Here is a 20,735-nt window from a genome sequence, read left to right as displayed (position 1 = left end):
GACGTCGGCGGGGTGGGTGACTGTGATCCACAGTACCTGATACGCTCGGTTTCGTGAATCCCGTCACGTCCACCGCCCGGGACGGTCGCAGCGTCCGCTGGGACCGGCACCGCGCCGAGCGCCGTCTGGAACTGGTCCGGGCCGCCCGGTCGGCCGTGCACGCCCTGGGCGCACACGCCTCGATGGAGGAGATCGCGTCCCACGCGGGCACCTCCAAGACCGTCTACTACCGCTATTTCGGCGACCGCGAGGGCCTGCGCCTGGCGGTGTCCGAGCGGGTCACCGCCCACATGGAGCGCCGCCTGCTCGAGGTCGCGGACGAACCGGTCTCCGAACCCGAGGCGCTGCGTCGCATGGTCGAGGTGTACCTCACGGTCGCGGCGACGTCGCCCGAGGTGTACGCGTTCGCCGTCGCCCCGTCCCCCGCCGCGGCCGAGGCCCCTGTGCTGGGCCCGTTCCTCGAGCGCGTCTACGCCATGCTCGAGTCGGGCCTGGCGCGCGGGATGGCCGCGCGGGGCCACGCCCCGGCGCCGGCGGACCCGCTCGCCCTGTGGCCGCGCGCCGCCGTCGGCCTCGTCCGGGCCGCCGCCGAGACCTGGCTGCGGACCCCGGCCGCCGGTCGCATCCCGGTCGAGGCGATGGCCCGCGCCATCGCCGACTGGCTGCTCACCGGCCTCATCGGTGCCGCGCCCGGCGCCTCCCTCGAACCCGCGGCGGCGGACGCCGACCGCGCCCGCCCCCACTCACGAACAGGAGCATCGTCATGACCGTCCACGAGAAGCTCGCCCCCCAGTCCTCGACGCCCAGCACCGAGGTTCCCTCCGACGTCGCCGAGATCGCGCCCGAGCGGCCGACGCCCGGCTCCCTCGACGCCGCGGCCCTCGAGGAGGCCCTCCTCGGCCGCTGGGCCGCGGAGCGCCGCGAATCCCGCGAACTGGTCAAGGATCCCGCCCTGTGGCGCGACCCGCTGCTCGGCATGGACGAGCACCGCGCCCGCGTCCTGCGGCAGCTGGGCGTCCTCGTGGAGCGCAACGCGGTCCACCGCGCCTTCCCGCGCGAGTTCGGCGGCGAGGACAACCACGGCGGCAACCTCGCCGCCTTCGGTGACCTCGTGCTCGCCGACCCCTCCCTGCAGATCAAGGCCGGTGTGCAGTGGGGCCTGTTCAGCTCGGCGATCCTGCACCTGGGCACCGCGGAGCACCACCGCCGGTGGCTGCCGGGCGCGATGGACCTGAGCGTCCCGGGCGCCTTCGCCATGACCGAGATCGGGCACGGCTCGGACGTCGCCTCGATCGCGACGACCGCCACGTACGACGAGGCGACCCAGGAGTTCGTCATCCACACCCCGTTCAAGGGCGCCTGGAAGGACTACCTCGGCAACGCCGCGCTGCACGGCAGGGCGGCCACGGTCTTCGCGCAGCTGATCACCCGGGGCGTCAACCACGGCGTGCACTGCTTCTACGTCCCCATCCGGGACGAGAAGGGCGCCTTCCTGCCCGGCGTGGGCGGCGAAGACGACGGCCTCAAGGGCGGACTGAACGGCATCGACAACGGCCGTCTGCACTTCACTCAGGTCCGCATCCCGCGCACCAACCTCCTCAACCGCTACGGCGACGTGGCCGAGGACGGCACCTACTCCTCGCCCATCGCCTCCCCCGGGCGTCGCTTCTTCACGATGCTCGGCACGCTCGTCCAGGGCCGCGTCTCCCTGTCCCTCGCCGCCACCACGGCCTCCTTCCTCGGCCTGCACGGTGCGCTGGCCTACGCGGAGCAGCGCCGCCAGTTCAAGGCCTCCGACCCGCAGCGGGAGGAGGTGCTGCTGGACTACCAGAACCACCAGCGCCGCCTCATCGACCGCCTGGCCCGCGCCTACGCGGACGCCTTCTCCTCCAACGAGCTCGTGGAGAAGTTCGACGACGTCTTCTCCGGCCGCTCCGACACGGACGTGGACCGGCAGGAGCTCGAGACGCTCGCCGCGGCCGTGAAGCCGCTGACCACGTGGCACGCCCTGGACACCCTGCAGGAGGCCCGCGAGGCGTGCGGCGGCGCCGGGTTCCTCGCTGAGAACCGGGTGGCCCAGATGCGCGCCGACCTGGACGTGTACGTCACGTTCGAGGGTGACAACACGGTGCTCCTGCAGCTCGTGGGCAAGCGCCTGCTGACCGACTACTCGAAGGAGTTCGGACGTCTCAATGTGGGCGCCCTCTCCCGCTACGTGGTCCACCAGGCCTCGGACGCCCTCCACCGTGCGGGCCTGCACAAGGCCGTCCAGTCCGTGGCCGACGGCGGGTCCGAGCGCCGCTCGGCGAACTGGTTCAAGGACCCCGCCGTCCAGCATGAGCTGCTCACCGAGCGCGTCCGTGCCAAGACCGCCGACATCGCCGGCACCCTCTCGGGGGCCCGGGGCAAGGGCCAGGCGGCGCAGGCGGAGGCGTTCAACACGCGCCAGCACGAGCTCATCGAGGCCGCCCGCAACCACGGCGAGCTTCTGCAGTGGGAGGCCTTCACCCGCGCCCTGGAGGGCATCACGGATGAGACCACGAAGACCGTCCTGACGTGGCTGCGCGACCTGTTCGCGCTGCGCCTCATCGAGGACGACCTCGGCTGGTTCGTGGCCCACGGCCGCGTCTCGAGCCAGCGCGCCCGGGCCCTGCGCGGCTACGTCAACCGGCTGGCCGAGCGGCTGCGCCCCTTCGCCCTCGAGCTCGTCGAGGCGTTCGGCCTCGAGCCCGAGCACCTGCGCATGGCGGTGGCCACGGACGCCGAGACCCAGCGCCAGGAGGAGGCCCACGCCTGGTTCACGGCCCGCCGGGCCGCCGGCGAGGAGCCGGAGGACGAGAAGGCCGTGCGCGCCCGCGAGAAGGCGGCGCGGGGTCGCCGCGGCTGACCGCGTCCGTCCCCGGACGCACCGGGCCCCCGTCACCTCGCGGTGGCGGGGGCACGTCTGCGTGGTCGGCCGGGCGGGCTCAGCGCAGCACGGCCTCGTAGACCTCGATCGTGCGCTCGGCGATGGTCTCCCACGAGAAGTGCTCGATCGCGCGGGTCCGGCCGGCCTCACCCATCGCGCGGGCGCGCTCCGGGTCCTCCACGACGCGGGTGAGCGCGGCCGCGAAGTCGGCGGCGAACCCCTCCTCGTCCACGGGTGCCCCCGTGCCGTCGTCGACCTGCTCGAAGGGGACGAGCAGGCCGGTCTCGCCGTCCTGCACGACCTCCGGGATGCCGCCCACGGCGGAGGCGACGACGGCGGTGCCGCACGCCATCGCCTCGAGGTTGACGATGCCCAGCGGCTCGTAGACCGAGGGGCAGGCGAACACGGTGGCGGCCGTGAGGATCTCCATCACCTCGTGGCGCGGGATCATCCCCTCGATCACGACGACGCCCTGGCGGGTGCGTCGCAGCTCGGCGATCAACTCGTTCACCTCGTGCGCCAGCTCCGCGGTGTCCGGGGCGCCGACGCACAGCACGAGCTGGACGTCCTCCGGCAACCGCAGCGCTGCACGGAGCAGGTGGGGCACGCCCTTCTGGCGCGTGATGCGGCCGACGAACGCGACGGAGGGCTTGTCCGGGTCGATTCCGTACTTCTCCAGTGCGGCGGTGCCGGTCTGCGGGGTCCAGACCTGCGTGTCGATGCCGTTGTGGACCGTGTGCACCTTCGCCGGGTCCACGTCCGGGTAGCAGGCCAGGATGTCCCGACGCATGCCGTCCGAGACCGCGATGACCGCGTCCGCCCCGAGGTAGGCCGTGCGCTCGGCCCAGCTGGACAGGGCGTAGCCGCCGCCGAGCTGCTCCGCCTTCCAGGGGCGCAGCGGCTCGAGGGAGTGCGCGGAGAGGACGTGGGGAACCTGGTGCAGGAGCTTGCCGAGATGGCCGGCCATGTTGGCGTACCAGGTGTGGGAGTGGATGACGTCGGCGCCCTCGAGGTCCCCGAGGATCGTGAGGTCGGTGGCCAGGGTCTGCACGGCCCCGTTGGCGGCGTCGAACCCGGGCGGGTTCGGGTACGTCAGGACGCGGGCCCCGTGGTAGTCCGGGTCGCGCGGCTCGCCGAAGGCATGGACGCGGACGTCGACGCGGGAGGCGAGGACGCGGGTCAGCTCGGCGACGTGGACGCCGGCACCGCCGTAGATGGACGGGGGGAACTCTTTGCTCACGATGTCGATGCGCACGCCCCCAACCTAGTTCAGCCCGGCGGGGGTCGATAGTCTGGCGGCACGGATGCCCCGCACGCCCAGAGCACGCGTGCGGGTCGCGACGACCCGGCTCATGAGGAGTGACGCAGATGGTGCAGAAGAAGGTCCTCTCGGTCGTGCTGGCGGGCGGTGAGGGCAAGCGTCTGATGCCGCTGACGGCCGACCGTGCCAAGCCGGCCGTCCCGTTCGGCGGCACGTACCGCCTCATCGACTTCGCGCTGTCCAACCTGGTCAACAGCCGGTACCGCGAGATCGTCGTGCTGACGCAGTACAAGTCGCACTCGCTGGACCGCCACATCTCCGAGACGTGGCGGATGTCCACGCTCCTGAACAACTACGTGGCCTCCGTGCCGGCGCAGCAGCGCCGGGGCAAGGACTGGTTCACGGGCAGCGCGAACGCCATCTACCAGTCCATGAACCTGATCCACGACGCACGGCCGGACATCGTCGTCGTCATCGGCGCGGACCACGTCTACCACATGGACTTCCAGCAGATGGTGGACCAGCACATCGCCTCGGGCGCCAAGGCGACCGTGGCCGCGGTGCGCCAGCCGCTCGAGCTGGCCTCCTCGTTCGGGGTGATCGAGACGGACCCGCAGGACAGGACGCGGATCTCGGCGTTCGTGGAGAAGCCGGAGACGACCCCCGGCCTGCCGGACGACCCCACGCAGTTCCTGGCCTCGATGGGCAACTACGTGTTCGACACGGACGCCCTCGTGGCGGCGCTGAACCAGGACGAGGAGAACCCCGAGTCGAACAACGACATGGGCGGGGACATCATCCCGCTGTTCGTGGAGCGCGGCGAGGCCGGGGTGTACGACTTCACCTCCAACGAGGTGCCCGGCGGCACGGCCGGCAAGCACTACTGGCGGGACGTCGGCACCCTGGACTCCTACTACGACGCGCACATGGACCTGGTGCAGCCGTGGCCGGAGTTCAACCTCTACAACCGCGAGTGGCCGCTCTACACCCGGCAGTCCGTCTCCCCGCCGGCCAAGCTCGTGCGCTCCTCCACCCGCCGTCCCGGCTCGGCGAACGACTCGATCCTCTCCCAGGGCGTGGTCATCTCCGGCGGCACCGTGGCCCAGTCCGTGCTCTCCACGGACGTGCGCGTGCAGAACGAGGCGTGGGTGGAGCAGTCGGTGCTGTTGGACTCCGTCGTGATCGGCGAGGGGGCCCACGTGCGCAACGCGATCCTGGACAAGAACGTGGTCGTGCCCCCGGGAGCGCGCATCGGCTTCGACCGCGCCGAGGACGAGGCGAACGGCTACACCGTGACAGAATCCGGCCTGACGGTGCTCTCCAAGGGCCAGCCCGTCCCGAAGCCGCACTGACGCGGCCCCGGGCCGCCGGTCCCGGACCACCGCCGACGCGCGGGCACGCCCCGGTGTGTCCGCGCGTCGCCGTCCCCGCTGGATCCCCGACCGGAGGCTCGCCTTGACCGACACCACCCCCGACCTCGACGCCACCAACGTCACCCGCGCTGAGGCCGCGGACCGCTCCCGCCTGCTCACGGTGCAGGACTACGTCGTGGACGTGGACCTCTCCGACGCCCGGGACGCCGCGACCGACACCTATCCGGTCCGCACCGTGATCCGCTTCTCGTGCGCCGAGCCGGGCGCGGACACCCACCTGGACTGGATCCACGGCGGTGTGGAGTCGGTGACCCTCAACGGCACGGCACTGGACGTGGCCGAGGTCGTGGGCGAGGCCCGGGTGCTGCTGCCCGACCTGGCGGCGCAGAACGTGGTCGAGCTGGTCGGCCGGTCCGTGTACTCCCGGTCGGGCGAGGGCCTGCACCGCTTCACGGACCCCGCCGACGGCGAGGTCTACCTCTACACCCAGTACGAGCCCGCCGACGCGCGCCGCGTGTTCCCGGACTTCGAGCAGCCGGACCTCAAGGCCGCCTTCACCTTCTCCCTCACCGGACCCGAGGACTGGGTGCTGGCCTCGAACCGGCCGGAGGTGTCCCGGACGCCGGCCGGGGACGGCGTCGTCCGGGTGGAGTTCGCCTCGACGCTCCCCCAGTCCACCTACATCACGACGCTGCTCGCCGGCCCCTATGCGCAGTGGGAGGACGCCTGGGAGGGTCACCCGGCCAGCGGCGCGCAGGCCGTGCCGCTGCGGCTGTTCACCCGGCGCACGATGGCCGACGCGTTCGACCCCGAGGCCGTGTTCGACGTGACGAAGCGGGGGCTGACGTTCTTCCACGACCTCTTCGGCGTCGCGTACCCGTGGGGCAAGTACGACCAGGCGTTCGTGCCCGAGTACAACCTCGGCGCCATGGAGAACCCGGGCCTCGTGACCTTCACCGAGGACTTCGTGTTCACCTCGCGGGCCACCGCGGTCCAGTACGAGGGCCGGGCCAACGTGATCCTGCACGAGATGGCGCACATGTGGTTCGGCGACCTCGTGACGATGCACTGGTGGGACGACCTGTGGCTCAAGGAGTCGTTCGCGGACTACATGGGCGCCCTCGGCGTGGACGAGGCCACCGACTTCCGGACCGCGTGGGTGACCTTCGCGTCCCGCCGCAAGGCCTGGGCGTACGTGCAGGACCAGATGCCGACGACGCACCCCATCGTCGCGGACATCGTCGACCTCGAGGCCGCCCGTCAGAACTTCGACGGCATCACCTACGCCAAGGGCGCCTCCGTGCTCAAGCAGCTGGCCGCCTACGTGGGCCGGGACGCGTTCCTCGACGCCGCGCACCGCTACTTCGCCGCCCATGCGTGGGGCAACGCGTCCCTCGCCGACTTCATGGCCGCGCTCGAGGCCGCCTCGGGGCGGGACATGCGCGCGTGGGCGGACGCGTGGCTGCACACCTCCGGCGTGCCCCGGCTGCGGGTCGACGTCGACGGCGACGCCCCGGCGCTGCGCCAGGAGGGCACGGACCCGGTCACGGGCGGGTCGATCCTCCGCCCACACGTGCTGAAGGTCGGCGTCTTCACGCCCGGGCAGGACGGCGTCCTGCGCCGTACCGCCCAGGTCACCGCCGACGTGCCGGGCGGGGCGGAGGGCGCGGCCGTGCCCCTGCCGGACCTCGAGGTCCCCGGGGGCGTCCGCCTCGTGCTGCCCAACGACGAGGACCTCACCTACGCCGCCGTCGCGCTCGACGCGGGCTCGCTGCGCGCGGCCCTGACCCACCCCATCGCGGACCCGCTCGCGGAGGCCACCGTGTGGGCCGCCCTGTGGTCGATGACCCGCGACGGCGAGCTGCCGGTCGCCCGGTTCCTCGACGCGGTCGCGACGCTGTCCGCGCGGATCGCCACCGTGGGCGTGCACGCGCAGGTGCTGGCGCAGGCCGCCGCGGCCGTGGGCCAGTACGCCCGCGCCGAGGACCGGGACGCTCTGCGCACCCGGCTGGGCGAGGTGCTGGCCGAGCAGACCCGGACGCTCGAGGCCGGCTCCGACCGCCAGCGTACCGCGGCCCGCACGTGGGCGACGCTGGCGCGGGCCGACGTCGGGATGGCCGCGGCCCTCGAGGCCGCCCTGCTCGGCGAGGACGCGGCGACGTCGGCGCCGGGCCTGGCGATCGACGCGGAGCTGCGCTGGCTCGTGCTCCAGGCCCTCGCCGCGACCGGCCGGGCCGGCCAGGACCGCCTGGACGCGGAGCTCGAGGCCGGCCGCACCGCCCAGACGGTCACGTGGCACCGCCTCGCCGCGGCCGCCCGCCCCGAGGCCGAGGTCAAGGCCGCGGCGTGGGAGGCGGTCATGTCCGGCCGCACGGCCACCGGCACGGAGCTGTCCAACGACCTGCTCTCGGCCACGGCGGCCGGCTTCGCCGCGGGTGGGGTCGAGCTCCTCGCCCCCTACGAGTCCGGCTTCTGGCCGCGCCTGACCTCGGTGTGGGCCTCGCGGTCCAACGGGCTGGCCTCGCGCGCGATCGGCGGGCTGTTCCCGGGCCGCCAGGACGCGGTGGCCGGCGACGCCGACGCGCAGGAGTCGCACCCGACGCTGGCCGCGGCCCAGCGCTGGCTGGACGAGCACCCCGACGCCCCGGGGGCCCTGCGGCGCCTGGTCGTGGAGCACACGGACGCCCTGCGGCGGTCCCTGCGCGTGCAGGCGGTGCAGCCGGCGGGCTGAGCGGTAAGTCCTCCCGCGCAGAGTGGTCACGACACGCCGCCTCCCCTCGGGCGAGACGGCGTGTCGTGACCATTCCAGCTCAGGGCGCGGCGACGCGGAGCACGCGTTCCCGGCCCACCCGGCGCAGGCCCACGGCGTCGGCGGCGCGCTGGGCGTCCCGGTCGCGCATCCCCACCCGCTCGACGACGACGGGCCGCGTCTCCAGCACGGCCGTCAGTTCGGCGTGGCGCGCCACGTGCGCGGCCCCGCCGTCCGGGTCGAGAGACAGCGCCTGCCGGTCGGCCGCGTGGAGCCAGGCCGCCGACACGTCCTCCACCGGGCCGCGCAGGTGCGCGCCGAGGGAGGCGTCGTCGAGCAGGTCGGAGACGTCGGCGTCCGCGAGGCGGGCCACGAGTGCGGGTGGCCCGGCGACCACCGCGGTCGTGTGGAGCAGGACCACGTGCAGCAGCTCCGGGTCGGCGTCCGCGGCGGGCGCGAGCACGACGCCCGGGTCCTCCCACGCCGTCGGCGCGACGCCGAGTCCCGCGGCCAGTCCGGTCCGCAGCGCGGCGGTCGCGTCGGCGCCCAGCACGTCGGCCGGCGCGAGCGTGCCGAGGGCCAGCGGGTGGACGCCGAGCAGCCGGTTCAGGGCGCGGGCCTCGCGGTGCGCCCGGTCCACGAGGGCGGCCAGCTCGGGCGAGGTCTCCCCCACCAGCGGCAGCTCGCGCAACGTTGCGGCCCCCACCGGCACCCCGGCCTCGGCCGCGACCGCTGCCAGCGCGTCCCAGTGTCGCGTCTCCTCCTGGGCAGGCGTGCGGCCGCCGCCCGGCTCGTCCGGCCCGGTCACCGTGGCGGCGGCCTCGTCGAGGTCGCGGACCGTGACGAGGTCCCACGTGCCGTCCGCGCTCCAGCCGCGGTCCGTGAGCAGAGGCACGCGGCGGCCGGAGGCGAGCTCCAGCTCGAGGGCGCAGTGGACGTCCACGGTCGACCGTGGGCGCCGCGGGGCGTCGGAGCGGGCGATCAGGCGGACGGGGGCGTCGTCGTCGGGGGTCATGGTCCGATCCTGACAGAGCCGCCCCGCCACACCTCGACGCGTCGGGGGCGGTTTCGGGCGGTATTCACGTCGAATACCACCGCAAACCGCCCCCGGACGGAAGCGTGCCGGACGGTGCCGGGACGCCGTCAGGTGGCTCAGGGCACCCGCGCCGTCCACTCCGGGGTCGTGAACTTGGTGCGGGCCAGCTGCTCGGCCTCCTCGCGGGTGGCCTCGTCCAGCTCGACGCGGCGGGCGCCGTAGCGCTCCTGGAAGGTGGTCATCATGGTCTCCCAGATCTTGGCGCGGGAGACGCCGGTCCGGCGGCGGAGCGGGTCCACCCGCTTCTTCGCCGAGGCCACCCCCTTGCCGCGCAGCTTCTCCCGGCCGATGCGCAGCACCTCGAGCATCTTGTCCGCGTCGATGTCGTAGCTCATCGTCACGTGGTGCAGCAGTCCGGCCGTGCCCACCCGCTTCTGCGCGGCGCCGCCGATCTTCCCCTGGTCCGTGGCGATGTCGTTGAGCGGCTGGTAGAACGCCTGCACGCCGAGTCGGGCGAGCGCGTCCATGGTCCACTCGTCCAGGAACGGGTAGGTCTCCGCCGTCTCCAGCCCGTCGACCAGCGACGACGGCACGTGCATCGAGTACGTCACGCAGTTGTCCGCCTCCATGAACATCGCGCCGCCGCCGGAGATCCGCCGCACCACGTTGATGCCGTGCCGCCGCGCCCCCTCGGGGTCCACCTCGTTGGCCAGCGACTGGAAGGCGCCGATCACCACGGCCGGCTCGTTCCACTGCCACAGGCGCATGGTCGGCTTGCGACGTCCCTCGGCCACCTGTCGGGTGAGCACCTCGTCCAGGGCCAAGGTCAGCGCGATCGGCATCGGCTCCGGCCCGATGACCTCCCACTCGTGGTCCTCCCACGTGGTCGCCTTGCCGAGGGCGCGACGCACGGCCGAGGCGACCGCGAAGGCGTCCACGCCGAACAGCTCGGCCTCGGGTCGCAGACCCCGCTCGACGGCCTCCCGGATGACGCGATGCTCGGCGTCCGCGGACAGCCCGGTCACCGCCGCGTTGAGGTCCTCGAGCGCCTCGTCCGGCTCGAGGAAGAAGTCACCGTTGATGCTGGCGGTCGCGATCCGGCCGTCCGCGAGGCTCAGGTCCGCCGCGACCAGCTTGCCGCCGATCACCTTGTATTCACCGTGGAGAGTCGTCATGCCCGCCAGCCTACGGGCGACGCGACGGGCCCCGCACCGCCCGGATCGCTCCGGGGGCGCGGGGCCCGTCGTCGTGGTGGGCGCGCGGCTCAGGCCGCCGCGGTCACTTCTTGCCGCCGAAGCCCTTGAAGCGGGCGTTGAAGCGCTCGACGCGGCCGGCGGTGTCCATGATGCGCTGCTTGCCCGTGTAGAACGGGTGCGAGGCGGCCGAGATCTCGACGTCGATCACCGGGTAGGTGTTGCCATCGGTCCACTCCGCGGTCTTCTCGGAGTTCGCGGTGCTGCGGGTGAGGATCTTCTCACCGGAGGCGAGGTCGTTGAAGATGACGTAGCGGTAATCCGGGTGGATCTCAGACTTCATGGTGCATCCTTCGTTTCAGCCGCCTGATTGGGACCAGGGGCGCGAGAGGTGTGGTCAGGGGGTCCGCCGGACGGCGGGCCAGCCGCCCACTCTACCGCACCCGGGCCGGTCAGCGTGCGCGCAGCTCCCACAGCGCGACCGCCGCGGCCGCGGCCACGTTCAGTGAGTCGACGCCGTCGGGCATGGGGATGACGACGTCGGCGTCGGTCTGGGCGAGGGTCTCGGGCCGGACCCCCGGCCCCTCCTGGCCGAGGACGAGGGCCAGGCGCTCGGCGGTCCGCAGCGGCTCGATCTCCGGCGAGTCCAGGCCCACGGCGCGGTCCGTCACCTCGAGGGCGGCCACCGCGAACCCGGCCGCCCGCAGCGCGGGCAGCGACGCGGCGACCGGGCCGGGCAGGCGCGCCCACGGCAGGCGGAACACCGTGCCCATCGAGACGCGGATGGCGCGCCGGTACAGCGGGTCGGCGGCCTGCGGGGTGAGCAGCAGCGCGTCCCAGCCGAGGGCGACGGCGGAGCGCACCACGGCACCCAGGTTCGTGTGGTCCACGACGTCCTCGGCGATGAGCACGCGCCGGGCGCCCGCGAGGACGTCGGCGAGCGGCCGGGGTGCGGGGCGGTCCATCGCGGCCAGGGCGCCGCGGTGCAGGTGGAAGCCGGTGAGGGCCTCGAGCACGTCGTCGGGTCCGGTGAAGACCGGGACGTCCGGATGGGCGGCGAGCACGTCCGCGAAGGACCCGCGGTAGCGGTCCCCCAGCAGGAAGGAGCGCGGGGTGTGTCCGGCGTCCAGCGCGCGACGGACCACCTGGGAGGACTCGGCGAGGAAGACGCCGTGCTCCGCGTCGACGCGACGGCGCAGGGCCGCGTCCGTCATGGTCGTGTAGGGGGCCAGGCGGGGGTCGGCGAGGTCATCGATGCGTTCCAGGCGCACCTCGCGGGTCCCGCCCTCACCCACCCGAGACCTGCCGCATCACCATGACCACCAGCCCGACCAGGCCCACGATCACGATGGTGACGCGCAGGGCCGTCGGTGAGATGCGCCGGCCGATCCGCGCGCCCACGAGCCCACCTACGAGCGAGGAGAGCGCGATCAACAGGACGGCCCGCCAGTCGATGCGGTCAAAGGCGAAGACCAGGTAGAACGCGGCGGCGGTGAGGTTGACCACCAGCGACAGCCACGTCTTCACCGCGTTGGCGTGCACGAGGGTGCCGCCCACCAGCAGCACGCCGAAGATCGCCATGAGCATGACACCCTGGGCGGCCACGAAGTAGCCGCCGTAGATGCCGGTCAGGAACACGAGCATCCAGAGCGTCGGGGTCACGGGGCCCACCGGCACGGGAGAGTCCGCGCCGGGGGTCGGCCCCTGGTCCTCCGCCCGACGCCGGACCCACCGCTGGATGCGCGGCTGCAGGACGACAACCGTCAGGGCCACCACGAGCAGCACCGGCGCGACGTAGCCGAACACGGCCGGGGGCAGCGTGGTGAGCAGGGCGGCGCCGATGATCGCGCCGAGCAGGGACGCGACGGTCAGCTTCGGCAGGAGCACCCGGGACTGGGCCAGCTCGCGACGGTAGCCGTACGTGCCGGAGAAGCCCGAGGCCACCAGGCCCATCGCGTTGGAGACCTGCGCCGTCACGGGCGGGAAGCCGACCGCCACGAGCGTGGGGAAGGTGACGAGCGTGCCCGAGCCGATCACGGAGTTGATCGTGCCGGCCCAGAACCCCGCGACCAGCACGAGCAGGACCTGCCACAGGTCCATGCCCAGCAGCTGCGCGGTCAGCAGCCCCGTCACCGGGCCACGGCGGTGTACCGACCGCCGGTGCGGGTCACCTTCAGGTCCGTGCCGAATGCCGCGGAGAGGTGCTCCTCGGTGAGCGTCGACTCGATGGGCCCGGCCGCCACGACGCCGCCGTCCCGCAGCAGCAGCGCATGGGTGAAGCCCGGGGGCACCTCCTCGAGGTGGTGCGTGACGAGGATCAGCGCGGGCGCGTCCTCGTCCGTGGCGAGCGCCGTCAGCTGGCGCACGAGGTCCTCCCGCCCGGCGAGGTCCAGGCCTGCGGCGGGCTCGTCCAGCAGGAGCAGCTCGGGGTCGGTCATCAGGGCGCGGGCGATGAGCACGCGCTTGCGCTCACCGTCGGAGAGGGTGCCGAACGCGCGGTGCGCGAGGCGGGAGAGCCCCCAGGTCGCGACGAGGCCGAGGGCGCGGGCGCGATCCTCCGTCTCGTACCGCTCGCGCCACGTGCCGGTGATCCCGTAGGCGGCGGTGACGACGGCGTCCTGCACGGTCTCGTTCGCGGGCACCTGGGCGGCGAGCTGGGCGGAGGACAGGCCGATGCGCGGGCGCAGCTCGAACACGTCGACGGCGCCGAGCACCTCGTCCAGCACGCCGACGTCGCCGGCGGTCGGGTGCAGGCGGGCCGCGGCCAGCTGGAGCAGCGTCGACTTGCCGGCGCCGTTCGGGCCCATCACGATCCACCGTTGCCCCGCGCGGACCGTCCAGTCCAGGGGGCCGAGGATGTCGGTGGCGCCGCGGCGCACGCGCACGCGGCGCAGCTGCAGCACGGCGTCCTCATCCGGGAGGAACCAGTCGTCGGGAGGCGCGGGGGTGGTCATGGGGGCCAGCCTAGTCCGGCCGGCCGGCGCGTCGCCGATGCGACGCACGCCCGGCCGCGCCCGCACCCCCGCCTAGGATGCCGCGCATGAGCACCGTGCGCCGCCTCGTCCTCACCGCCGACCCCGCCCTCCTCCTCACGGACGCGCCCCCGGCCGGCGTGCCGGAGAACGCCGAACGGCTCGCCGACGACGGCCTGCGGGGCTGGCGCTTCGCCGCGGACGAGTGGGCGGCGGCCCCGGAGCCGGGCTCCGGGTGGGACGTGCTCACGGTGCCGGCGACGGTCGCCGCCGCACCGGCGCCCCTCGTGGTGACGGACGTGGACTCCACGCTGATCCGGCAGGAGGTCATCGAGCTGCTCGCCGCCCACGCCGGCCGCGAGGCCGAGGTCGCCGAGGTGACGGAGCGGGCGATGCGCGGTGAGCTCGACTTCGCCGCCTCGCTGCATGCGCGCGTCGAGGCGCTCGCGGGGCTGCCCGTGGGCGTCGTGGCGGACGTGGTGCGGGCCATCCGGCCCACCGACGGAGCCCTCGCGCTGATCGAGGCCGTCACCGCGGCCGGCGGCCGGGTGTGCGCGGTCTCCGGCGGCTTCACCCAGGTGCTCGCCCCGCTGGCCGAGGCGTGGGGCGTGCACGCCTACTGCGCCAACGAGCTCGAGGTGCGGGACGGGCACCTGACCGGGAAGGTGCTCGGCGACGTCGTGGACCGCGCGGCGAAGGCCGCCATGCTGCGCGCCTGGGCCGAGGACGCGGGGCTCGCCCCCGAGCAGGCCGTCGGCGTGGGCGACGGCGCCAACGACATCGATCTGCTCGAGGCGGCCGGCTGCGGCGTGGCTCTGTGCGCGAAGCCGATCCTCCGGGAGCACGCGGACGTCGTCGTCGACGTGCCCTCCTTCACCCCCCTGCGGTGGCTCCTCGGTCTCTGAGGCGCCCGCGCCCGGATATCACGAGGGCCGGATCCCACGGATCCGGCCCTCGTCGTCAGGGGTGTGGTGCGGTTCAGTCCTGTCCGAGGAAGTCCTCGGCGCCGCCCACGAGCTCGGTGTGGCCGACCTCGAGGTCGTCGCGGCCCACGAGGGAGGCGATCTCGGCGGCGAACTCCTCCACGGAGTAGAGCTTGCCGGCGGCCTCGCGGCGGGCCTCGATGGCACCGGGCTCGGCGCGATTGAGCAGGGTGGCGGTGATGGTGCCCTCGATCATGTCGCCGGAGACCACCACAAAGCCCACGCCCTTCTCCGTGAACGCGGGGATGCGCTCGCGCAGCGCGTCCTCGCCGGCGCGCTTGGAGCGGGCCACGGGCTCGTAGGAGTCCATGGTGGCGACCTCGTCGATGAAGTGCGCCTGGTGGGAGGTCACGAACACGATCTGCCCGCCGGCGCCCATGCGCTCCAGCGCGGCGTCGGCCAGCGCGGCCTGGGCGTCACGGTTGAGCTTCAGGGCGTAGTCCTCGCCGAACTGGGACTCCATGCCGCCCGAGGCGTTGAGCACGAGCACGTCGAGTGAGCCGAAGTGCTCCACGGCGGCGTCCAGCAGCGCGGCCCGGTCCTCGGCGACGGTCACGTCGCCGCCCACGGCCACGGCGCGGCCGCCGGCCTCCTCGATCTTCTGCACCACCTTGTTCGCGCGCGGCGCCTTCTGGCGGTAGTTCACCACGACGCCCGCGCCGCGGGCGGCCAGCAGCTCGGCGGTGGCGGCTCCGATGCCGCGGGAGGAGCCGGTGACGACGACGCCGCGTCCGGCCAGGTCCTGCTCGGTCATGTTCTGTGCTTCCTGTCTGCTCAGCGGTCGGTGGTCGTCAGTGGCCCATGCCCAGGCCGCCGTCCACGGGGATCACGGCCCCGGAGATGTACGCGGCCTCGTCCGAGGCCAGCCAGCGCACGACGCCGGCCACCTCCTCCGGGGCGGCGAAGCGGCCGGCCGGGATGGACGTCTTGTACTGGGCCTTGAGCTCGTCGTCGAGGGACTGCGTCATCTCGGTGTCGATGTAGCCGGGGGCCACGACGTTCGCGGTCACGCCGCGCGCGCCGAGCTCGCGCGTGATCGAGCGGGCCATCCCGACGAGGCCGGACTTGGAGGCGGCGTAGTTGACCTGGCCGGGCGAGCCGAGCAGGCCCACCACGGAGGAGATCAGGACGATGCGGCCGCGCTTCAGGCGCATCATGCCCTTGGTGGCGCGCTGCACTACGCGGAAGGCGCCGGTGAGGTTCGTGTCGATCACCGAGGTGAAGTCATCCTCGGACATGCGCAGCAGCAGCTGGTCGTGGGTGATCCCGGCGTTGGCCACGAGCACCTCGACCGGGCCGTGGGCCTGCTCGACCTCGCGGAAGGCCGCGTCCACGGAGGCCGCGTCCGTCACGTCGGCCCGGACCGCGAGGACCCCCTCCGGCCCCTCCCCCGAGCGGGAGGTGATGGCCACGCGGTCGCCGTTCGCGGCGAACGCCCGGGCGATGGCCAGGCCGATGCCGCGGTTGCCCCCCGTGACGAGGACGCTGCGGCCGGCGGCCTGCGCGTCCGCTGCGGGCGTGGTGGTCTGATCGGCCATGGGAACACCTTCCGGACGGGACGGGACTAGACTGGAGCACCGGCGCGGCGCCGTCGACGCCGTCCTGCGGGACGCCGCCGACGGCGGGCGCGCCGGCATGTGAACCACCACTCTACGTCCGCGGCCGCGCGGGGGCCCCGCAGGGCGCGACGTGCCAGGAGGATGCGCCATGACCAGCTCCGCCGCCGGCTCCCGAGCCGGCCGTCCCGCCCACGCCGGGCGCGGGGCGACACCGGAGGTCCAGGGGGTCACCACCGCCGCCGCCGGCCGCAGCGCGGACCGGGAGGCGCGCATGAGGGTCTACCTGGTCCAGATGCTGGTCCGCACCGCCTGCTTCGTCGCCGCGCTCTTCACCCACGGCTGGTGGCAGCTCGGGTTCATCCTCGGCGCGGTCGTGCTGCCCTACGTCGCCGTCGTGCGCGTGAACAACACCGGCCCGCAGCAGGCCGGCACCCTGCGCGCCGTGCCCGCCCAGGGACCGGCCCTGACCCCCCGCCCCGACGACGCGGCGGCGCCCGAGCCGGTCGTGCTCACCGGCGACCTCGTGGACGACCCGCGCGACCGTGCGCCACGGGCGCTGGGCCGAGGGTCCTCGTCCGCCGGCGGTCCCGGCCTGCCCGGACGGGGCGGCGCGTGATCGGCGCGGTCCCGGGTGAGCCGGGCATGGACCTGCTGGGCGCCCTCGCGTCCGGCCGCCTTGACCCCGCCGCCGGTGCCTCCACTGCCCGATCCCCGCACGCCGCCGTGGACGGGCCCGAGCGGCCGGTCTGCTCGCGTCGTGGCTGCACCGCGGAGGCCGCCTGGGCCCTGGAGTGGAACAACCCGCGCGTCCACGCCCCGGACCGCGTGAAGACCTGGCTGGCCTGCACGGACCATCGGCCCTTCCTGGACGACTTCCTGAGCGCCCGCGGCTTCCTGCGGCGCTCCCGCCCGCTCGATCCGGCCGCCACGCAGGCGCCCGAGGTCGACACGCCCGAGACCCCGCAGGAGCCCCCGCGCCCATGAGCACCCCCGCCCCCATGACGGACCCGACCGCCCGCGACGCCGAACGCCTTCCTGCCCTGCGCTTCGGCTTCCTCGCCACCGGCCCGTGGATCCTCGGCTTCGTGGTGTGCGTCCTCTTCGCGTTCCTGTGCCATGCGCTCGCGCAGTGGCAGTGGGACCGCCGCGTGGAGGTCCAGCACCGCGTCAACCGCGTCCTGGAGAACTACGACGACGACCCGGTTCCGTTCGCCGAGGCCTCCCGGCTGTTCACCGCGTTCCAGACCGACGACGAGTGGACGCCCGTGACACTGACCGGCGAGTACCTCGTCGACGAGACGCTCATCGTCCGCAACCGCCCCCGGGCCGGCCAGCCCGGCTACGAGGTGCTCGTGCCGTTCCGGACGGACGAGGGCCCCGTCGTCGTGGTGGACCGCGGCTGGCTCCCGGTGGGCAACAGTCCGGGTCAGCCGGACGCCGTGCCGGCCCCGCCCGCCGGCCACGCCGAGGTCGTGGTGCGGGTCAAGCCCGGGGAGCCGGCCCTGGACCGCGACGCCCCGGACGGTCAGGTGCCCTCGATCGACCTCGCCGAGATCGCCGACACCGTGGGCGGGCCCGTGGCCGGAACTGCCTACGGGATCATGGTCACGGAGGACCCGGCGGTGGAGCCGATGCCGCAGAAGCTCGTCGAGCCCACCCTCGACGAGGGCCCGCACCTGTCCTACGCGATCCAGTGGTACCTGTTCGCGGCCATGGGCTTCGGGGTGTGGGGGTACTCCGCGTGGATGCGCGCCCGCAACGACCGGGCCGACGCCCTCGACGACGCCGCGGACGACGGGCTGCTCTCCGCTCACCGGGTCCCCCGCGCCAAGCCGGTCCGGCGGCGCGACGGGCGGCTCACGGACGAGGAGGCCGAGGACGCGCTCTTCGACTGAGCCCGCCCTCCGCCTCGGCGGCCCGCGGACTCAGGCGAGGGTGATGAGGTCCCTGTAGTCGTCGTTCCAGAGGTCCTCGACCCCGTCCGGCAGCAGCACCACGCGCTCGGGGTCGAGCGCCTCGACGGCGCCCTCGTCGTGGGTCACGAGCACCACGGCGCCCTCGTACTGGCGCAGCGCGTGGAGGATCTCCTCACGGCTGGCGGGGTCGAGGTTGTTCGTGGGCTCGTCCAGCAGCAGCACGTTCGCGCTCGAGGCCACGAGCGTGGCCAGCGCCAGGCGGGTCTTCTCGCCGCCGGAGAGGACGCGGGCGGGCTTGTCGACGTCGTCGCCCTGGAAGAGGAACGAGCCGAGCAGCGTGCGCGCCTGGGTGTCGCCGAGCTGCGGGGCGGCGTGGCGCATGTTGTCCAGGACGGACGCGTCCTGGTCCAGGGTGTCGTGCTCCTGGGCGAAGTAGCCCAGCTTGAGCCCGTGGCCCGCCTGCACCTCCCCGGTGTCCGGGGTCTCCTCCCCGGCGAGCATGCGCAGCAGCGTCGTCTTGCCGGCGCCGTTGTAGCCCAGGATGACCACGCGCGCGCCCCGGTCGATCGCCAGGTCCACTCCCGTGAAGATCTCGAGCGAGCCGTAGGACTTGGAGAGGTTCTCGGCGCGCAGCGGCGTCTTGCCGGAGGCCTGCGGGGTGGGGAAGCGGATCGCGGCCACGCGATCGACCGCGCGCTCGCCCTCGACGCCGCGCATGAGCCGCTCGGCGCGCTTGATCATGTTCTGCGCGGCGGTGGCCTTGGTCGCCTTGGCACGCATCTTCTCGGCCTGGGCCATGAGGGCCGAGGCCTTCTTCTCCGCGTTGGCGAACTCCCGGCGGCGGCGCGCCTCGTCCTGCTGGCGCTGGGCGAGGTAGTTCTTCCACGTCATGTTGTAGACGTCCATGGTCTGCCGGTTCGCGTCCAGGTAGAGGACCTTGTTCACGGTCATCTCCATGAGCTCGACGTCGTGCGAGATCATCAGGAGGCCGCCGGAGTAGGTCTTCAGGTAGTCGCGCAGCCACACGATCGAGTCGTGGTCGAGGTGGTTGGTGGGCTCGTCCAGCAGCAGGATGTCCGCGTCGGAGAAGAGGATGCGGGCGAGCTCCACGCGGCGGCGCTGGCCGCCGGAGAGGGTGTGCAGCGGCTGGTCCAGGACGCGGTCCGGCAGGCCGAGGTTGGACGTGATCCGGGCGGCCTCGGACTCGGCCGCGTAGCCGCCGCGGGCCTCGAACTCCGCCTCCAGACGGGAGTAGCGGTTCATCGCCCGCTCCCGCTCGGCGTCGTCGACGGCGGCCATCCCGGCCTCGGCCTCGCGCATGCGCCGGATGGTCTGGTCCAGGTCGCGGGCGGAGAGGATGCGGTCTCGGCCGGACTGGTCCATGTCCTCGACCTTGGGGTCCTGGGGCAGATAGCCGATGCGCCCGGTCCGGGTCACGGTGCCCGCCGTGGGCTGCCCGCCGCCGGCCAGGACCTTGGTCAGCGTCGTCTTGCCGGCGCCGTTGCGCCCCACGAGGCCGACCTTGTCCCCCTTGTCCACGCGGAAGTTCACCTCGTCCATGAGGAGACGGGCGCCCACGCGCAGTTCGACATCGGTGACGGTCAGCATGGGGGTGTCAGACTCCAGGGGTCGAGGGAAGAACAGGGGTGCACCGGCGGGGCCCGGCCGATCCCGACGGGCGGGGGCCAGTGCGGTGCCGGGCCAGTCTAGTCCGTCTACACTCTGGCCCCATGAGCTTCAACGAGAACGTGCAGATCGACGCCGGCCGGGCCCGATCGGGCGGTGGCGGCGGGCTGGGGGGCCGGGGCATCGCCATCGGCGGTGGCGGCGGCCTGCTCGCGTTGCTGCTCGCGATCTTCGCGCCCGGGCTGGCCGAGCAGCTCGGCATCGACACGGGCGGCGGATCCGCCGGACAGAGCCAGTACCAGCAGCAGACGGGCTCGGGCGGCCAGGGCCAGCCCATCTCGGACGAGGCGTGCGCCAGCGGTGCGGACGCCAACCAGAACACGGACTGCCGCGTCATCGCGACCACCGAGGCCGCGGACGAGTTCTGGGGCGAGTACCTCGCCCAGTTCTCGGACATCCAGTGGCGCCAGCCGCAGCTCACCCTGTTCCGGGGCGGCGTGAGCACCGGCTGCGGCAGCGCCTCCTCGGCCACGGGCCCGTTCTACTGCCCGGCGGACGAGTCCATGTACTTCGACACCGCGTTCTTCGAGACGCTGCAGACCGACTTCGGCGCCGAGGGCGGGCCGCTGGCGGAGGAGTACATCGTGGCGCACGAGTACGGCCACCACGTCCAGCAGGTCACCGGCTACCTGCAGCACTCCAAGGACGGGACCACCGGCCCCACCTCCGGCGCCGTGCGCGCGGAGCTGCAGGCCGACTGCTTCGCCGGCATGTGGGCCGGGCACGCCGCTTCCACCGTGGACCCCGAGTCCGGCGCGCCGTTCCTGAAGCCGATCTCGCAGGACCAGCTGCGCCAGGCCATCGACGCGGCCTCCGCCGTGGGCGATGACCGCATCCAGTCCACCCACACCGGCCGGGTGAACCCCGAGGCGTTCACGCACGGCACCTCCGAGCAGCGCATGGCCTGGTTCATGCGCGGCTACCAGAGCTCCCAGCAGGAGCCGGACATCCGTCAGTGCGACACGTTCCGGGCCTCCTCCCTGGACATCTGAGCCGGGAGCCCCGGGGCGCCTGCGGGCCCGTCCGCACTCCCCCACCACGACGGCGGGGGCGGCCCCCCCCCCCCCCCGGGGCGGGGGGGGGCGGGGGGGGGGGGGGG

19 protein-coding genes are annotated in these 20,735 nt (G+C 73.6%); 9 read left to right on the top strand and 10 right to left on the bottom strand.

Going from position 1 to position 20,735, the window contains the following annotated elements:
• Positions 1-53: 53 nt before the first annotated feature.
• Both ACFI33_RS00095 and ACFI33_RS00090 read left to right on the top strand, forming a co-directional pair.
• Complete coding sequence (locus ACFI33_RS00095; RefSeq protein WP_036336855.1) at positions 54-767, top strand: TetR/AcrR family transcriptional regulator; 714 nt, start codon at positions 54-56, stop codon at positions 765-767.
• Positions 764-2,887, top strand: a complete 2,124-nt coding sequence (locus ACFI33_RS00090; RefSeq protein WP_036315214.1) for an acyl-CoA dehydrogenase family protein — start codon at positions 764-766, stop codon at positions 2,885-2,887. The genes ACFI33_RS00095 and ACFI33_RS00090 overlap by 4 nt, the downstream gene beginning before the upstream one ends.
• A 79-nt stretch (positions 2,888-2,966) precedes the next feature.
• Here ACFI33_RS00090 and glgA read toward each other — a convergent pair whose 3' ends face one another.
• Complete coding sequence (gene glgA, locus ACFI33_RS00085) at positions 2,967-4,163, bottom strand: glycogen synthase (protein ID WP_036336853.1); 1,197 nt, start codon at positions 4,161-4,163, stop codon at positions 2,967-2,969.
• Positions 4,164-4,276: 113 nt separating this feature from the next.
• Between glgA and glgC the strand changes: the two genes are divergently transcribed.
• Positions 4,277-5,521 (top strand): glucose-1-phosphate adenylyltransferase, encoded by a 1,245-nt coding sequence (gene glgC / locus ACFI33_RS00080; RefSeq protein ID WP_036336851.1) that lies wholly within the window; start codon positions 4,277-4,279, stop codon positions 5,519-5,521.
• Between the two features lie 103 nt (positions 5,522-5,624).
• A complete protein-coding gene (gene pepN, locus ACFI33_RS00075) occupies positions 5,625-8,273 on the top strand; it encodes an aminopeptidase N (protein ID WP_036336849.1) in 2,649 nt (882 codons plus the stop codon).
• Positions 8,274-8,352: 79 nt separating this feature from the next.
• Here pepN and ACFI33_RS00070 read toward each other — a convergent pair whose 3' ends face one another.
• The 6 genes from ACFI33_RS00070 to ACFI33_RS00045 form a co-directional block, all read right to left on the bottom strand.
• Positions 8,353-9,306 (bottom strand): hypothetical protein, encoded by a 954-nt coding sequence (locus ACFI33_RS00070; protein WP_036336847.1) that lies wholly within the window; start codon positions 9,304-9,306, stop codon positions 8,353-8,355.
• A gap of 137 nt (positions 9,307-9,443) precedes the next feature.
• Positions 9,444-10,502 carry a lipoate--protein ligase family protein gene (locus ACFI33_RS00065; RefSeq protein ID WP_170747636.1) on the bottom strand — a complete coding sequence of 353 codons (1,059 nt, stop codon included), beginning with the start codon at positions 10,500-10,502 and terminating at the stop codon, positions 9,444-9,446.
• Positions 10,503-10,605: 103 nt separating this feature from the next.
• A complete protein-coding gene (locus ACFI33_RS00060) occupies positions 10,606-10,863 on the bottom strand; it encodes a type B 50S ribosomal protein L31 (protein ID WP_036336843.1) in 258 nt (85 codons plus the stop codon).
• A gap of 109 nt (positions 10,864-10,972) precedes the next feature.
• On the bottom strand, positions 10,973-11,815 hold the full coding sequence (locus ACFI33_RS00055; RefSeq protein ID WP_052001031.1) for a TrmH family RNA methyltransferase: 843 nt from the start codon (positions 11,813-11,815) through the stop codon (positions 10,973-10,975).
• Positions 11,808-12,653, bottom strand: coding sequence for a sulfite exporter TauE/SafE family protein (locus ACFI33_RS00050; RefSeq protein ID WP_036336841.1), 846 nt, complete (start codon positions 12,651-12,653; stop codon positions 11,808-11,810). Before ACFI33_RS00050 ends, ACFI33_RS00055 begins: the two co-directional genes overlap by 8 nt.
• Positions 12,650-13,474, bottom strand: coding sequence for an ABC transporter ATP-binding protein (locus ACFI33_RS00045; RefSeq protein ID WP_052001030.1), 825 nt, complete (start codon positions 13,472-13,474; stop codon positions 12,650-12,652). Before ACFI33_RS00045 ends, ACFI33_RS00050 begins: the two co-directional genes overlap by 4 nt.
• A gap of 86 nt (positions 13,475-13,560) precedes the next feature.
• Between ACFI33_RS00045 and serB the strand changes: the two genes are divergently transcribed.
• Positions 13,561-14,397 (top strand): phosphoserine phosphatase SerB, encoded by an 837-nt coding sequence (gene serB, locus ACFI33_RS00040; RefSeq protein ID WP_036336839.1) that lies wholly within the window; start codon positions 13,561-13,563, stop codon positions 14,395-14,397.
• Between the two features lie 73 nt (positions 14,398-14,470).
• On the opposite strand, the gene ACFI33_RS00035 is transcribed toward serB, so the two are convergent.
• Positions 14,471-15,229: an SDR family oxidoreductase gene (locus tag ACFI33_RS00035; protein WP_036336837.1), complete on the bottom strand. Its 759-nt coding sequence runs from the start codon at positions 15,227-15,229 to the stop codon at positions 14,471-14,473.
• 37 nt (positions 15,230-15,266) lie between these two features.
• Positions 15,267-16,013, bottom strand: a complete 747-nt coding sequence (locus ACFI33_RS00030) for a beta-ketoacyl-ACP reductase (RefSeq protein ID WP_036336835.1) — start codon at positions 16,011-16,013, stop codon at positions 15,267-15,269.
• A gap of 169 nt (positions 16,014-16,182) precedes the next feature.
• On the opposite strand from ACFI33_RS00030, the gene ACFI33_RS00025 reads away from it, so the two are divergent.
• From ACFI33_RS00025 to ACFI33_RS00015, 3 genes are read left to right on the top strand one after another with little or no spacing between them, the layout of a single operon-like run.
• Positions 16,183-16,650 (top strand): DUF3099 domain-containing protein, encoded by a 468-nt coding sequence (locus ACFI33_RS00025; protein WP_036336833.1) that lies wholly within the window; start codon positions 16,183-16,185, stop codon positions 16,648-16,650.
• A complete protein-coding gene (locus ACFI33_RS00020; protein ID WP_036336831.1) occupies positions 16,647-17,018 on the top strand; it encodes a hypothetical protein in 372 nt (123 codons plus the stop codon). Before ACFI33_RS00025 ends, ACFI33_RS00020 begins: the two co-directional genes overlap by 4 nt.
• Positions 17,015-17,929 carry an SURF1 family cytochrome oxidase biogenesis protein gene (locus tag ACFI33_RS00015; RefSeq protein WP_036336829.1) on the top strand — a complete coding sequence of 305 codons (915 nt, stop codon included), beginning with the start codon at positions 17,015-17,017 and terminating at the stop codon, positions 17,927-17,929. Before ACFI33_RS00020 ends, ACFI33_RS00015 begins: the two co-directional genes overlap by 4 nt.
• Positions 17,930-17,959: 30 nt before the next feature.
• Here the strand turns inward: ACFI33_RS00015 and abc-f are convergent, their stop codons facing one another.
• A complete protein-coding gene (gene abc-f / locus ACFI33_RS00010; protein WP_036336826.1) occupies positions 17,960-19,558 on the bottom strand; it encodes a ribosomal protection-like ABC-F family protein in 1,599 nt (532 codons plus the stop codon).
• A gap of 122 nt (positions 19,559-19,680) precedes the next feature.
• Between abc-f and ypfJ the strand changes: the two genes are divergently transcribed.
• Positions 19,681-20,628 carry a KPN_02809 family neutral zinc metallopeptidase gene (gene ypfJ / locus ACFI33_RS00005; RefSeq protein WP_101967462.1) on the top strand — a complete coding sequence of 316 codons (948 nt, stop codon included), beginning with the start codon at positions 19,681-19,683 and terminating at the stop codon, positions 20,626-20,628.
• Positions 20,629-20,735 lie beyond the last annotated feature (107 nt).

Source organism: Micrococcus sp. PSi08 (genome assembly GCF_054960655.1).
This window is presented reverse-complemented; position numbering and strand designations above follow the sequence as displayed.

What these genes read in the sequence shown, in the direction of transcription:
- ACFI33_RS00015 (WP_036336829.1), top strand. Translation starts at nt 17,015, where the DNA reads ATGAGCACCCCCGCCCCCATGACGGACCCGACCGCCCGCGACGCCGAA.
- ACFI33_RS00090 (WP_036315214.1), top strand. Translation starts at nt 764, where the DNA reads ATGACCGTCCACGAGAAGCTCGCCCCCCAGTCCTCGACGCCCAGCACC.
- abc-f (WP_036336826.1), bottom strand. Translation starts at nt 19,558, where the DNA reads ATGCTGACCGTCACCGATGTCGAACTGCGCGTGGGCGCCCGTCTCCTC.
- ACFI33_RS00045 (WP_052001030.1), bottom strand. Translation starts at nt 13,474, where the DNA reads ATGACCACCCCCGCGCCTCCCGACGACTGGTTCCTCCCGGATGAGGAC.
- ACFI33_RS00070 (WP_036336847.1), bottom strand. Translation starts at nt 9,306, where the DNA reads ATGACCCCCGACGACGACGCCCCCGTCCGCCTGATCGCCCGCTCCGAC.
- serB (WP_036336839.1), top strand. Translation starts at nt 13,561, where the DNA reads ATGAGCACCGTGCGCCGCCTCGTCCTCACCGCCGACCCCGCCCTCCTC.
- ACFI33_RS00035 (WP_036336837.1), bottom strand. Translation starts at nt 15,229, where the DNA reads ATGACCGAGCAGGACCTGGCCGGACGCGGCGTCGTCGTCACCGGCTCC.
- ypfJ (WP_101967462.1), top strand. Translation starts at nt 19,681, where the DNA reads ATGAGCTTCAACGAGAACGTGCAGATCGACGCCGGCCGGGCCCGATCG.
- glgC (WP_036336851.1), top strand. Translation starts at nt 4,277, where the DNA reads ATGGTGCAGAAGAAGGTCCTCTCGGTCGTGCTGGCGGGCGGTGAGGGC.
- ACFI33_RS00065 (WP_170747636.1), bottom strand. Translation starts at nt 10,502, where the DNA reads ATGACGACTCTCCACGGTGAATACAAGGTGATCGGCGGCAAGCTGGTC.
- ACFI33_RS00060 (WP_036336843.1), bottom strand. Translation starts at nt 10,863, where the DNA reads ATGAAGTCTGAGATCCACCCGGATTACCGCTACGTCATCTTCAACGAC.
- ACFI33_RS00030 (WP_036336835.1), bottom strand. Translation starts at nt 16,013, where the DNA reads ATGGCCGATCAGACCACCACGCCCGCAGCGGACGCGCAGGCCGCCGGC.
- ACFI33_RS00025 (WP_036336833.1), top strand. Translation starts at nt 16,183, where the DNA reads ATGACCAGCTCCGCCGCCGGCTCCCGAGCCGGCCGTCCCGCCCACGCC.